Below are 13,142 nucleotides of genomic sequence, written 5' to 3' on the forward strand. Positions count from 1 at the left end.
TGTGTCTGAACAACATTACGACGTCATTGTCATCGGATTGGGCCCGTGGGGCTCATCGGCGGCATGGCATCTGGCGGCCCGCGGCAAGACCGTGCTGGGCCTGGATCGATTTGCGCCTCCGCATATGCACGGCTCCCACGGTGGAGCTACAAGGCTGGCACGACAGTCCAGCAGCGCCGGGGCGCAATACACGACGTTTACGAAACGGACCTTTGAACTTTGGGACGAGCTGGCCGCGAAGACCGGGGCACGGCTGTTGGAGCGATCGGGAACGGTTTTCGTCGGTGAACCCGGATCCATGTGGTTCGACAAGACCGTCGCTTCCCTGGGTGCTTCTGACTTCGAATACGACGTCCTTGACGCCAAGACCGCGCGCGAACGGTTCTCCTGGGCCCGCATCGCCGACGAAGAAGTCGCTGTGTGGGAACCAAACGGCACGGTTGCCCTGGTCCACCCCGCCATTGAGGCACTCCAATCCGAGGCACGGCGGCTAGGAGCAACCCTGCGGACAGGGGAGTCTGTTCTGGGCTGGGACGAGACAGCGGCAGGCATCGTGGTGGACACCGAACGGGGAAAGTACACCGCCGACAGAATTGTCGTGACCGTGGGAGCCCGGGCCAACCACCTGATGCAGCTGGACCTGCCCTACAAGGTGGACCGTCAAGTGCTCGCCAACTTCCGCCAGGACGGACCGCCGAAGCCGGCCATCTACTTCGCCAAGCCGCCAGGATCGGACGAAGCGCCATCCTACGGTTGCTCTGAGCCCAACGGCGAGTGGAAGTTTTCCGTCCCCGGAAAGGGAAACTGGATCGATCCCGAGGACCTCAGCCAGGACCTTCGTCCCGGAGACATTGAGCGGATCCAAGACATTCTCCGCGACCGGCTTCCAGGCATCGACCCCAAACCGGTGTCCACCACAGTGTGCATGTGGTCTGAAGTAGAGGACGGGCATTGGGTCATCGGCGGGCACCCTCAGTCATCGAATGTAGTGATTGGTACGGGGGACATGGGCCGGGGATTCCGTTATGCAGCGGCCGTCGGTGAAATGCTGGCTGACCATGTGGAGGGCATCTCCCGCCCGGAAACCAGTCTGTTCCTGCCTTCCCGGTTCGCCACAGCAAAGGCGTGAGAAGTGGCCTCCGTTGATGTCCTGACCGCACCGTTACAGAGCTTGTGGGAGCTCGTCGAACAGTGCGAACAGTGCAGCCAGGACGGTCCCCGACAACAACACAGTGCACCTGCATTCCAAATTCGAAGGACATCTAACCCTAATGACCATCGTCCCTGATACCGAAATCACCAGCATAGAGGCGGTGCTTTCATCCTCCCCGGAATGGGGTGGCTGTCATGTCACCGCCCGTTCGCTCTCGGGCGGCCAAGCACACAAGAACTATCTGGTGCAGGACGGGCAGCGCTGCTGCGTCGTCAAGCTCTGGAACAACTACTGGGAAACGGTAGGCGTTCTGCCCGCTGCCGATGTCGTGCTCGAAAACACGAAAATCGCCGCTGACATAGGCGTCGGCGCGCCGGTGATCACGGTCTCCGCCGAACCTTTGGCACTGGCTCTGGACTTCGTCACCGGAGGCCACCCCAACCTCAACGCTGACGAGGACTCCATAGCCCGGCTCGTACCAGCGCTCCACCGGCTTCACCGCTCCGGACGCCGCTTCCTCAACGACATCAATCCCTTCAACCAAGCCAAACAAAGGATGGCGGCGGCGGGAAGGCAAGGCATCGAACTTCCCCCGGGAACCGCTGCCATACAAGCATTGATGGATCGTGTTGAGACAGCTCTCGCCCTGGATCCTGCGCAATTCGTACCCTGTCATCTCGACATTTGGGACGCGAACATCATCAAGCAGACCAGTTCGCTGACGTACAACATCATCGACTGGGATCTGTCCGGCAACTCGGACCCCTGCTACGAAGTCGGCTTCATTGCCGCCCAAAACGGGTTCGACCACGAAAAGGCCCACGCCCTGTTCCGGGCCTACTTCGGAACCGAGGACCCCACGAAAATCGCCCGCGCCCGACTCTTCATGGCGGTGGCCCACTGGTCCAACAGCGGGCTATGGATTACCGCCATGGGAAATGCCGAGCCGAACGACGACGCTGACTATGCGGGCGAACTGCGCACCAGCTGGGAAGGGCTGATCAGGGAAATCACAGCCCCCGACTTCTCCGAGCTGATCAAGACCGCCGCCACACCGGCAGCGCTCGTATAGACAACCAAAGACCACCCCATCGGTAAAAACGGCTGACTCCCCATCAGCCAAAACAACTACGCCCAAAAACGGACACAACCTAAACAGGAGCAACCCATGAGTGACATCACTGAAGAACAAGCACGACAGGTACTCGAAGCAGCGCGAGAAGCCGCACAATCCTCCGAAACCCTGATGAACATCGCCGTCGTGGACGCCGGCGGAAACCTCAAAGCCTTCGCCCGCATGGACGGCGCCTGGCTGGGAAGCATCGACATCGCCATCAAGAAAGCACGCACGGCCCGGTACTTCGACATGCCCACCGGAGACATCGGTGCCATCTCCCAGCCTGCTGGCCCTCTGTTCAACATCGAAGTCTCCAACGGCGGCCTGATTACCTTCCCAGGCGGAATCCCCTTGACGAAGGACGGTGCCATCATCGGAGCGATCGGCGTCAGCGGCAGCACCGTCGAGAACGACCACCTGGTTGCTACCGCCGGCGTCAACGCCCTCTAGACCGTTGCCGGGTCAGGCCATCGACCGTCCGGCCCGGCAACGCCCCAACCACTTTCCCGATTCGAATCCGCACCCACGGCCAAGGACAGCAATGACACTCGAAACAGCTATAAAAACGGCCCCCGAGGCCATCCTCAAGGAAAGCCTCATGGAACGCCGCGAACGCACCATCGGACGTCACTCGCCCTTGTTCTACGCCACGCCTCTGGAGATTGTGGCCGGTGAGGGAGTGTGGGTCGAGGACGCTGACGGCAAGCGGTACCTGGACGTCTACAACAACGTTCCCCACGTCGGACACTCCAACCCCACCGTCCGGGATGCAATCACCCACCAGCTCCAGGCCGTCAATCTTCACACCCGCTACCTCAACTCGGGAGTGGTGGAGTACGCCGAAAAGCTCCTCTCATTTTTCGATCAGCCACTGGAACGCGTGTTCTTCACCAACAGCGGCTCAGAAGCGAACGAGTTGGCCTTGAGGATCGCAAGGCAGCACACCGGCAACACAGGCATCCTCATTTCCGACCACAGCTACCACGGCAACACAACGTCACTGGCCGAGCTAACCACTGGTCTGCACGTCAAGGAACCCCTCGGCGCCCACGTCCGTGCCATCCGCATTCCCGATGCCGCCGGACTGACTGCCGCCAAACGAAAGCGTGTCCTGACGGAGGCGCTGCGAGAAGTAGACGCAGCAATAGCCTCACTCCAAGCAGAAGGCTACGGCGTCTCCGCCATCCTCTACGACCCGCTGTTCTCCACCGAGGGACTGCTGAAAACCCCCGATGGCTACATCGAAGCGATCACCGACCGGATCCACGCGGCCGGCGGCCTGGTCATCGCCGATGAGGTCCAATCCGGCTTCGGACGTATCGGCACCCACATGTGGGGGCACCAAGCCTTCGGGACCACGCCCGATTTGGTCACTCTCGGTAAGCCAATGGGCAACGGCCATCCCGTAGGGGGCGTCATCACGACGGCAGCCCTCATGGAGGAATTCGGTGAAAACAACACCTACTTCAACACCTTCGCAGGAAATCCCGTGTCCTCAGCAGCAGGCCTTGCCGTCCTTCGCGTCATGGAAGAACGAGGTCTGTTGGAAAACGCCCACCAGTTGGGCAAGTACATCGCTGACGAACTCGCTGCTGTAGTCAAAGGAAACCCCCGGATCAAAAATGTCCGCGGAAGCGGACTCTTCTTTGGACTGGAGCTGGTGAACCCGCAGGACTCAACGCCTGACCCTGCCATCACCAAGGCACTTACTGAAGAGATGCGCTCACGTGGCGTTCTTATCGGAAAGATCGGCCGCCACGAAAACGTCCTCAAGATGCGTCCGCCGATGGTCTTCGAACGTGAAGATGCCGAGTACATGATCGAACAGCTTCGCTTGGCCCTGGAAACACTCGAAGGTCGTACCGCATGAGCAGATTCCCCATACCAGCGACGTAGCACTGGCCCCGACAGGGCCTCCGCACAAGTTCAGCAAGCAACAGCAATGACCGAGTCATTTCCCCAATTTTTAACCAGGAGGAACCATGAACACCAACAGCCTGCTCACCCCAACATCCACCCCAACCCGGACCATCCTTGATCCGGCGACCGGCGAAACCGTTGGAGAAGCACCGGTCCACACCGTCGAGGACCTCGAAGCGGCCATCACCGCTGCCACGGAAGCCCAACCCGCTTGGGCTGCCCTTGGTCACGAGGCCCGCTCCGCCGCGTTGCTGAAAGCGGCCGATGCTGTCGAAGCCAACGCCGAAGAACTCGCTCAACTGCTCTCCCGTGAGCAGGGCAAGCCGCTGAACGGACCGAACGCACGTTTCGAAGTCGGCGCCTGCGGCGCCTGGCTGCGAGCAGCAGCGGGAACCCCCCTGGAGGTCGAAACCGTGGTGGACGACGGCGAGACACGCGCCGAACTGCACTACCGGCCCATCGGCGTCGTGGGTGCGATCGGGCCGTGGAACTGGCCCATGATGATCACCGTTTGGCAGATCGCACCGGCCCTGCGCATGGGTAATGCCGTGGTGGTCAAGCCCTCTGAGTACACGCCGCTGTCCGTGCTGGCCCTGGTGGAAACCATCAACACTGCCCTCCCCGAAAACCTTGTGTCGGTTGTCTCCGGCGGACGGGACGTTGGCGAGGCCCTGGCATCGCACCCTGCGATAGGCAAGGTCATGTTCACCGGGTCCACGGCAACAGGTAAGGCGATCATCCGGTCCTCGGCGGACACCGTCAAACGGCTCACCCTTGAACTCGGGGGTAACGACGCCGGCATCGTGCTCCCCGACGCGGACCCCAAAGCCATTGCCGAAGGCCTGTTCTGGGGCGCCTTCATCAACACCGGACAGACCTGCGCCGCCCTCAAACGCCTCTACGTCCACGACTCCATCTACGATGCCGTCTGCGATGAGCTGACCAATGTTGCACAAGCGATGCCCATGGGCGTCGGGTTGGACGAAAACAACGTCCTCGGCCCGCTGCAGAACCGCCAGCAATACGACATCGTTGCCCGGCTGGTGGATGCGGCGAAGGACTCCGGGGCCCGTGTGCTGATCGGCGGGAACCCAGAGGCCGGGCAACCTGGCAATTTCTATCCCACCACCCTCGTGGCAGACGTCGACAACGACAACCCGCTGGTTGCCGAGGAACAGTTCGGACCCGCCCTCCCGATCATCCGCTACAGCACCGTCGACGAAGCAGTGGAAAAGGCCAACGCCCTCGACGTTGGACTCGGCGCCTCAGTCTGGTCCTCCGACCTCACCGCCGCCCGCGAGGTCGCAGCCCGGATCCAGGCCGGAACGGTGTGGATCAACAAGCACGGCGCCGTGGATCCCCGCGTCCCCTTCGGCGGTGCCAAGCAATCAGGGTACGGCCTCGAATTCGGCGTCGAAGGCCTCAAGGCCCTGGGCGTCCCCCAGGTCATCAGCGGCTGACCGTACATGAAGTTGGTGAGGCGGGCAGCTGGCCGCCTCACCATGCACAAGGGCAACAAAATTCGCGTACGCGCTCACACGACGCAGACTGCAACCCACGAGGAGGTGGCGAGGACCTATGAAGCATTACAAACCCACAGTTGAAGTAACGGACTGGTCCGTCCTGCAGGCCGGTGAAATGGTTGCTGTTACAGGCGACCCGTGCTTCCATGAGCCGCTATGCGTCGAAGAGACAGCGCCGGAACTGGGCGTGATCTGGGTCCGCAGAAAGTCCAGCGGCGACAGAAAAGTCCTGAACGCGGGCGACTACCGAATCTGGCGAATGACCTGACACGTCAAGCAACCGGGACGCTGCTACTGCCCGCACTCTGCCGCTCGCTTGATTCCACGAGCATGGGTTCCGCCAAATAGCGCGATGAAAACACATGCCCCTCTAACAGAAGCTCTTCGAATGTCACACAAAACCCCTCGTGAGAGGGGTTTTGTGTTTAAAGCCTCACAGGGCCAGAGAGGTTATCTTGGCGCTCGACCCCGGTTGCAGGCTGGCCGCCCAAGGTGACCCACAGATACCGGATGGCGTTCTCGACCCCTATGGGGTCCACCCCGGCCAGGAGCTGGAGCACGAGTCCGTCCAAGGCGGCGAACGTAGCTTCCGCGGCGCCGCCCTGGTTGCCGAACCCGATCCGACGTAGCCCTGCAGAGAGCGCGGCGACATAGCTGGCATAGAGCTGCCGCACGGCCCCTGAGAGCTCTGGCCGACGCCGAGATTCGAGGATCATCTCGTACTGGAAAACCTGCAGGTCGGGGTTGTCGGCTATCAGCGCGAGGATGCTTTGGCAGAACTCCTCTTCCGTACCGGGGAGCTCTTCATTCTGCGGGTCACACCGACCGACACCACCTTGCCGCGCGGCATGCTGAAAGTCTCACAATCGTTCTTCTCGCTGCTCCAGAAAAACGTCCTGGACCGTCAGCGGTGGCTCACACGCCAGGAACTCCGGCTGGCAATCACGACCTGGATAGAGCGGACCTACCACCGCCGGCGACGGCAAAGACGGCTGGGAAAACTCACGCCGATCGAATATGCAACAATCAACCGGACCACGCCCTTAGCGGCCTAAGACCCCGAGTCAACAAAAGTCGGGGCAGTCCCCAAACACCAAAGACTTGGTCGCCGGGGTCAGACAGGACAATGCGGACCAACCCATGCCAGGCATAGCGGAGCTCGTTGAGCCGGGGTCGTTTGGCAAGACCAGCGTCGGTCAGTTCTCCGCTGACGAGAAAATCCATGGTTCCGAGATGGGAAGAAGTCGGACATGGCCGGGTTCAGACTCGTCCCAAGTTGCTGCAAATCTTTCCGATGCGTTGGCGGCAATTGCAGGATGCTTGCGTCGTGACGAGTTCGCAGCCCAGCACTCTGAGCCAGCTCACTTGTGCCGATCTTCAATGCAAACTTCGTAGTGTCACGAAACACGAGGTTTCCGGGAGACCCGGACGTCTGCACAGACCCGCTACGTCGCGCCTACTGGCGATCGGGACCATAGGTCGGATGCGGCCAAGCCTTCAGCCGCGGTGCTCTTCAGGACTCGCAGGTTTAACTTACTAACCTGCTGACCACCTTCGAAGATGCTCGTGGCGGACAGAAGTTGGGCCGAGAAGCTGTCGCGGTCATACACCCGGGGGTCATTGTTGAAGGCAGGATCAATAATCGTCAAGTTTCTCAATGGAGAAGAGTTGATCCAGCGGGTCAGAGCTACGTTGATGTGCGCATCACGAAACGAATAGCCCACGACCAGCAGCCGGTCCGCCCGGGTAAGCATATTCTCAAATTCTCGCAGCATCGAAAGAAATGGTCCGTCCGCCCGCAGCTTACCGCGTGCGCCGAAAACCACCCCAGGCATTGATCTGTAATCCTGGGAGTCCGTTTCGTCGACCGCTACCACTTTGGTTTCGTAGAGACCACCGAGCCCTTTATCCTTATGTATCCGCCAGTCGATCGAACCGTGAATCTTGAGTAGACGAACCTCTGCGTCGTCTTCCCAGTGCCAGTCGCTCCCGCCGCTCCAGCTGGAGATACCCGTATCCAATTGAACGCCGCGTTGCTCGCACAGAAGCTCGATGGATCGGTCGTAGTTAAGGGTCGCGATTTCCACGGGCCTATCGCCCGTCTGGAGCAGCGGGTGAAGGTAGTCGACATCTTTATCCGTGACGCTGACGAGCTTGGTCAACGCGTTGAGAAGTTCCGTCTGCAAGCGGGTGTACAGCTGTTCCGTGGAAGCAGAGTTACTGCCAGTCAGTGCCTCTACGGCCTTTTTGATCATCTCACCGGGGCCCTTGAAAGCCCGATTTTCAAGGATTCCCTCACGGAAATCCTTGTCGAAGAATGCCGGCATAGCGCCACCACCCTGCCGTACGCCAGCGAGAGCCGGAGACCACTGGACGAAGGGGGCGATCTCCAAGGACTCGCGTTCCGCCAGCATCTGGACTGCGGAAAATAGATCTTCCACATCGATGCCTGCATAGGCATTTGCGCCGTTGGCCGTGCGGTGAGCAATCATCGCACCGATCGCGTAATTCACAGCATGTGTCAGGCCGTAGTGCCGATTGTGGGGTGTATCCACGGCCTCCACGATCTTCTGGGTCATTGCCGTCGAGCCTGGTACCCCCGCATCCATACTTGCGCCCGCTCCAAGCAACGTTAGCGTCTTCATCTGCTCCCCGAGATCTGCCATGGCTGAAGTGTAGCGATCGCGACAGACATTAATTGAAGCGCTGACTCTAACCGGTCGCTTTCGGAAGGGCGACCACATAGGCGCCTTTCGGCAGAATATTCCTTAACGGAAGCAGAAAGTGCTCCATGCGACTCGACTGTCTGCTGCCCATCCCGCCTCAGAACGCTTGGGAAACGAGACGTCTCATTTCCGCGGAGAGACGTCTGACCTGTACGGCCACTTATCTTCAACGGATTCTTGTACGCGCGGCATGCGATTCTCGTAACTATGTCTCATAACTTCGTAGCCAAAATGTGGTACTCGTTCTTGGTTATGAGACAGGTGAGCGGGCGTCGGCTCGAGGGGATTAGAAGGGCCGGGAGCTTTCCACGCCACCGGGGCCCTGCTGGGGTGGGTCTGGTCGAGTTAGCGAGGAGTGCAGCCCAGTCAACGGAGCCGGGCGAGTGCCAGATGTTGTCCCTAAGGATCTCCTTGGGCCCTAATTTGGGCAGGAGGCTAAGCCGGGCGACCGCCGCGTGAGGGGTGAGGAGGGACTCCCGCCTCACGCACCGTCGTACGTGTTTCCTCGACCGCAGCGATGGTGCGGAGGCCTCGAGCGTTCAGGCTGCCTGTCACCGGCGCCGCTCCATTGCGAATTCGATCTCGTCCATTGCGCTTTTCACACCGGTTTCCTGGCCCAGCAGGGCCCCCAATTCCCGCGCCCGTGCGGTCATATCTGCGTCGCTTAGTGCCTGTTCCAGTGCGGCGGCCAGACTCGCTGCGGTGAGCCTGCGTCGCGGTATGGGTTTCGGTGCGATACCTAGCCGGTGGGCCCGCTGCGCCCAGAACGGCTGGTCAGCGCCGAACGGGACGATCACCGTGGGGACACCAGCCCCGATCGCTGCGCCCGTCGTACCGGCGCCGCCGTGGTGCACGTTCGCCGACATCCGGGGGAATAGCCAGTCATGAGGGACGGATGGTGCGCAGAACACGCGCTCGTCCTGGTCCCTGCCACCGCCGAGAGCGCCCCAGCCCGTGAGCAGCACGGCTCGCACGTCGACGAGGCGGACGGCCTCGTCGACGATGCCGCGCAAGACTCCCGGGTCATTTGTCTGCATGCTGCCGAATCCGATGCTCACGACCGGACCCGGCTCGTCGAGGAACTCCGACAACGACGCATCGGGCGCGGACCCCTTGCTGCTCACGGCCCAATACCCCGTCGCCAATCGGCGAGTGTGGACATCGGATCGGACGGGGACCACCGCACTGCTGAACCCGTACACAATTTCCGGCAGTATTACTTCAGGCGAGCCCTTGATGCCGAGTGCGTTGCGGGCAGCTTGTTCCGGCATTCGAAGGAGCATCCGCGTTCCGGACGCAGTGATGTTGTGCGACACTCGGCGGCCGATCGGACCCCAGCGGTCCAATCCGGGGGCGAGAGGACCGGGATAGGCGGTACTCGGTGCTTCCAGTGGCTGCAGGTGCGCGCGGAGCACAGCCGCTCCGGTCGAAGCCGCGACCGGCAGCGCGAGGCCCATCCCGCCGATGCCGGATACGATCACATGCGAGCCTTGGGCGAGCTCCGCGGTTTCACGAGCCCAGTCCTGGGAGAGCAGGCTCACGAGCTGGGCCATTTCGCGCATCGACACCCGGCCGCCCGCTGCAGTGATGGCCTCCCTATCGGCGCCTCGCAGGGGTGTGAACCGTACGCCGGCCGAGACGAACTGGTCCTCGTAGTCCGGAGGTGCAGCGGCGCCCACCCGATGCCCGCGGGACGCCGCTTCGCGCGCGAGTGCGGTATAAGGTTCGACCCCACCACGAGTGTCGTTAGCGACGAAAGTTATGTCCATGCCAGACATTATCTTCAGTAACTGAAGATAATGTCTGGCCACGTTGATGGTGCCGCCTGGTTTGCTGTGGAGCAGGCCTCAGGCTCTGGCCAGGAGTGCCGTGTTCGGGCCTGGTGCGGCTGCTGTGGAACCGCGGACTACAAGTGTTAGAGGAAGACGCGGTCCAAGTCCGGCGGACGGCAGCCCTTGAGCTGCTCCCACAATGAAGGCCGGCATATCACCACGCAGGCCGCAGAGACGGTGCAGACAGCAGCAGCGGGACCGCAATTTGGCCGGCCAACGCGTTGGGGGAAAAGAAGGTGAACTCAATAATCCATGATCGTCGCGACCGTCAGAAGCTGATAACAGCGATTCCCTAAAGGCCGCCTAGTGCCTCGACCATCCATGGCCCTGTGCCCGATGGCGGGGGCTCAGTCCGCGGCGGCGACCCCGAGGTCCGCGGCGTGGCCGCTGATGGTGCGGGCCAGGTCGATGTCGCGGCTGGTGATCCCGCCGACATCGTGGCTCGAGAGCGTGACGCCGACCTCGGGGTAGGTGAGCGTGAGGTCGGGGTGGTGGTTGGCCTCCTCGGCGGAGGCGCCGATGCGGTTCACGAGCTCCAGCCCGGTGGAGAACTTCCGGGTCCTGAAGGTGGCGGTGAGGGCCTCGCCGGTCAGGCGCCAGCCGGTGAGCCCGGCCTCGGCGAGCTCGGCGGCGGACAGTTTCCGCTGGGCATCAGTCATAGTGCCATCATGGCTCCGGAAGGCTGAAGAGGCTACCCCTGCAGGCACCACCCCTTCAGCCGCAGCTTAAAGAGCGAGGCCCTTTCCGCGGACGCGGTTGGGGCCTCGCTCTTGTCTATTGCTTCTTCCGGCCGGTCCCGCCTGGGACGACGTCACCGGCAAACCGGTCGACGGTTTCGCTGCTTAGGACGCGTATGGGTCGGCTAGGCCGATGTACTGCGTGGTTGTGTATTCGGCGATGCCCTCAGAACCGCCCTCGCGGCCGAGACCCGATTGCTTTACACCCCCAAACGGGGCTGCCGCATTGGAGATGACTCCGGCATTGAAACCCACCATGCCGAACTCGATCTGTTCAGCAACGCGCACGAGACGGTTGATGTCGCGGCTGTAGAGGTAGGAGGCGAGTCCGTACTCGGTCACGGGTGCGACAGGTCCGAAGATTTCCTGGCGGAGGATCTCGGCGTCGTTGGGTACGTCCGCGAGCACGGTGGGTGGGTAGAAATAACCGGGGCCGTCGACCGGTGAACCGCCGGTGAGTGCAACTGCTCCGGCGTCGACGGCGGCACTGACCAGGGTATGCACGTCGTCCCGGGCGCCGGCGTCGATGAGCGGCCCCACTTGGGTGGTCGGTTCGGTGCCGCGGCCGGTGGTCAGGGCGCTCATGGCGGCGGCAAGCTTTCGGGTGAACTCCTGAGCGACGGATTCGTGGACGAGGAAGCGGTTGGCGGCGGTGCATGCCTCGCCCATGTTCCGCATCTTGGCGGCCATGGCCCCTTCGACGGCGGCATCGAGGTCGGCGTCCTCGAACACGATGAACGGGGCGTTCCCGCCCAGTTCCATGGAGGTCCGGAGCACATTTTGGGCGGCGTCGGCCATCAACCGTTTACCAACGGGCGTGGACCCGGTGAAGGAGACTTTCCGCAGCCGGGGGTCGGCCAGCAGAGGACCGGAGACCCCGGATGCCGAGGCGGAGGCAACGACATTGAGGACACCGGCGGGCAGGCCGGCGTCGAGCATGGTCTGGGCGAAATATTGGGCGGTGAGGGGTGTGAGTTTGGCGGGTTTGAGGACCATGGTGCAGCCGGCCGCGACGGCGGGGGCTACTTTGCGCGTGGCCATTGCGAGCGGGAAGTTCCATGGTGTGATGAGCAGGCAAGGACCGACGGGTTTGTGCTGGACCAGGATTTTGTTCTTGCCTTCAGGGGTGGTGAGGTACCGTCCATAGTCACGGACGGTTTCTTCGGAAAACCAGCGCAGGAACTCGGCGCCGTAGGTGACCTCGCCACGGGCTTCGGCGAGCGGTTTGCCCATTTCCAGGGTCATCAACAGCGCGAAATCCTCGGCGCGTTCGGTGACCAGGTCAAAGGCCCGGCGAAGGATCTCCGCCCGCACCCGGGGCGGCGTTCTCGCCCACGAGCCCTGGGCGGCAACGGCAGCGTCCAGTGCCGCGACGGCGTCGGCGCTCGTGGCGGAAGCGAGCGTGGCGAGTACCTCCCCGGTGGCGGGGTCGTGCACGTCGAGCGTCCCGCCGTCGGACGCGTCCCGCCACTTGCCGTTGATCAACAAGCCGGTAGGCACCGACGCAAGCAGGGAAGTTTCGCGGTCTGGTGAAACCGCGGCGGAGAGAGTGGGCGAAGCGGTCATGGGAGGGTCTCCTGGGAAATGATTAGGACCGATGGTTGAGCCTGTTGGAAGAGGTAGCGTCAGGCTCAACCATCGGGGTCGGTGGCTGACTGGAATCCCGTCAGTTGGCTGTGGGCTAGACCTGGACGCCGAGTTTGAAGCCTTCGGCTGCGTTGCCTTCGGCGGGTCGGGTGTAGGAGAAGCCGTCGGCGCCGACGGTGACGGCCATCTCGGAGGCGTCGGTGCGTTCGATGACGGGCTGCGGGTTGCCGTCGAGGTCCAGGACCAGGGAGGCCTCGGTGTACCAGGACGGGACCACGGGGTTGCCCCACCAGTCGCGGCGCTGGTTGTCGTGGACGTCCCAGGTGATGGTGGGGTTGTCCGGGTCGCCGGTGTAGTAGTCCTGGGTGTAGATCTCCACGCGGTGGCCGTCCGGGTCCAGGATGTAGAGGTAGAAGGCGTTGGACACGCCGTGCCGGCCGGGGCCGCGTTCGATCCGGTCGCTGATGCGCAGGGCGCCCATCTTGTCGCAGATCTGGATGATGTTGTGCTTCTCGTGCGTGGCGAACGCGACGTGGTGCATGCGGGG

12 protein-coding genes and 1 pseudogene are annotated in these 13,142 nt (G+C 62.3%); 7 read left to right on the plus strand and 6 right to left on the minus strand.

Annotation, left to right across the window (positions count from 1 at the left end; all coding sequences use genetic code 11):
• Position 1 precedes the first annotated feature (1 nt).
• The 6 genes from solA to CFN17_RS15650 all read left to right on the plus strand — a co-directional run bounded on the left by solA (position 2) and on the right by CFN17_RS15650 (position 5,981).
• A complete protein-coding gene (gene solA / locus CFN17_RS15625; protein WP_208748659.1) occupies positions 2 to 1,129 on the plus strand; it encodes an N-methyl-L-tryptophan oxidase in 1,128 nt (375 codons plus the stop codon).
• Positions 1,130 to 1,271: 142 nt separating this feature from the next.
• Positions 1,272 to 2,225 (plus strand): phosphotransferase, encoded by a 954-nt coding sequence (locus CFN17_RS15630; RefSeq protein ID WP_208748660.1) that lies wholly within the window; start codon positions 1,272 to 1,274, stop codon positions 2,223 to 2,225.
• Between the two features lie 96 nt (positions 2,226 to 2,321).
• Complete coding sequence (locus CFN17_RS15635) at positions 2,322 to 2,720, plus strand: heme-binding protein (RefSeq protein WP_208748661.1); 399 nt, start codon at positions 2,322 to 2,324, stop codon at positions 2,718 to 2,720.
• 91 nt (positions 2,721 to 2,811) lie between these two features.
• On the plus strand, positions 2,812 to 4,140 hold the full coding sequence (locus CFN17_RS15640; protein ID WP_208748662.1) for an aspartate aminotransferase family protein: 1,329 nt from the start codon (positions 2,812 to 2,814) through the stop codon (positions 4,138 to 4,140).
• A gap of 112 nt (positions 4,141 to 4,252) precedes the next feature.
• The gene (locus tag CFN17_RS15645; RefSeq protein WP_208748663.1) at positions 4,253 to 5,650 is read left to right on the plus strand and encodes an aldehyde dehydrogenase family protein; all 1,398 of its coding nucleotides are present in this window, start codon (positions 4,253 to 4,255) and stop codon (positions 5,648 to 5,650) included.
• A 118-nt stretch (positions 5,651 to 5,768) separates the two neighbouring features.
• Complete coding sequence (locus CFN17_RS15650) at positions 5,769 to 5,981, plus strand: hypothetical protein (RefSeq protein WP_208748664.1); 213 nt, start codon at positions 5,769 to 5,771, stop codon at positions 5,979 to 5,981.
• A 157-nt stretch (positions 5,982 to 6,138) separates the two neighbouring features.
• Here the strand turns inward: CFN17_RS15650 and CFN17_RS15655 are convergent, their stop codons facing one another.
• Positions 6,139 to 6,480 (minus strand): hypothetical protein, encoded by a 342-nt coding sequence (locus CFN17_RS15655; protein WP_208751527.1) that lies wholly within the window; start codon positions 6,478 to 6,480, stop codon positions 6,139 to 6,141.
• Between the two features lie 96 nt (positions 6,481 to 6,576).
• Between CFN17_RS15655 and CFN17_RS15660 the strand changes: the two are divergent.
• Positions 6,577 to 6,768 (plus strand): annotated as a pseudogene (locus CFN17_RS15660) (IS3 family transposase); the annotation flags it as partial.
• A gap of 390 nt (positions 6,769 to 7,158) precedes the next feature.
• Here CFN17_RS15660 and CFN17_RS15665 read toward each other — a convergent pair.
• From CFN17_RS15665 to CFN17_RS15685, 5 genes are all read right to left on the minus strand, one after another.
• Positions 7,159 to 8,379 carry an SIR2 family protein gene (locus tag CFN17_RS15665; protein WP_208748665.1) on the minus strand — a complete coding sequence of 407 codons (1,221 nt, stop codon included), beginning with the start codon at positions 8,377 to 8,379 and terminating at the stop codon, positions 7,159 to 7,161.
• Positions 8,380 to 8,990: 611 nt separating this feature from the next.
• Positions 8,991 to 10,208, minus strand: a complete 1,218-nt coding sequence (locus CFN17_RS15670; RefSeq protein WP_208748666.1) for a glycosyltransferase — start codon at positions 10,206 to 10,208, stop codon at positions 8,991 to 8,993.
• 410 nt (positions 10,209 to 10,618) lie between these two features.
• Positions 10,619 to 10,930, minus strand: a complete 312-nt coding sequence (locus CFN17_RS15675; RefSeq protein WP_208748667.1) for a 4a-hydroxytetrahydrobiopterin dehydratase — start codon at positions 10,928 to 10,930, stop codon at positions 10,619 to 10,621.
• A gap of 183 nt (positions 10,931 to 11,113) precedes the next feature.
• Positions 11,114 to 12,574, minus strand: a complete 1,461-nt coding sequence (locus CFN17_RS15680) for an NAD-dependent succinate-semialdehyde dehydrogenase (protein ID WP_208748668.1) — start codon at positions 12,572 to 12,574, stop codon at positions 11,114 to 11,116.
• Between the two features lie 115 nt (positions 12,575 to 12,689).
• On the minus strand, positions 12,690 to 13,142 hold a 453-nt coding region (locus tag CFN17_RS15685), incomplete at its 5' end, for a VOC family protein (protein WP_208748669.1).

Source organism: Arthrobacter sp. PM3 (genome assembly GCF_003352915.1).
Classification (GTDB): domain Bacteria; phylum Actinomycetota; class Actinomycetes; order Actinomycetales; family Micrococcaceae; genus Arthrobacter.

Coding starts and splice junctions, on each gene's coding strand:
- CFN17_RS15630 (WP_208748660.1), top strand. CDS start 1,272: ATGACCATCGTCCCTGATACCGAAATCACCAGCATAGAGGCGGTGCTT.
- CFN17_RS15635 (WP_208748661.1), top strand. CDS start 2,322: ATGAGTGACATCACTGAAGAACAAGCACGACAGGTACTCGAAGCAGCG.
- CFN17_RS15640 (WP_208748662.1), top strand. CDS start 2,812: ATGACACTCGAAACAGCTATAAAAACGGCCCCCGAGGCCATCCTCAAG.
- CFN17_RS15645 (WP_208748663.1), top strand. CDS start 4,253: ATGAACACCAACAGCCTGCTCACCCCAACATCCACCCCAACCCGGACC.
- CFN17_RS15650 (WP_208748664.1), top strand. CDS start 5,769: ATGAAGCATTACAAACCCACAGTTGAAGTAACGGACTGGTCCGTCCTG.
- CFN17_RS15665 (WP_208748665.1), bottom strand. CDS start 8,379: ATGGCAGATCTCGGGGAGCAGATGAAGACGCTAACGTTGCTTGGAGCG.
- CFN17_RS15670 (WP_208748666.1), bottom strand. CDS start 10,208: ATGGACATAACTTTCGTCGCTAACGACACTCGTGGTGGGGTCGAACCT.
- CFN17_RS15675 (WP_208748667.1), bottom strand. CDS start 10,930: ATGACTGATGCCCAGCGGAAACTGTCCGCCGCCGAGCTCGCCGAGGCC.
- CFN17_RS15680 (WP_208748668.1), bottom strand. CDS start 12,574: ATGACCGCTTCGCCCACTCTCTCCGCCGCGGTTTCACCAGACCGCGAA.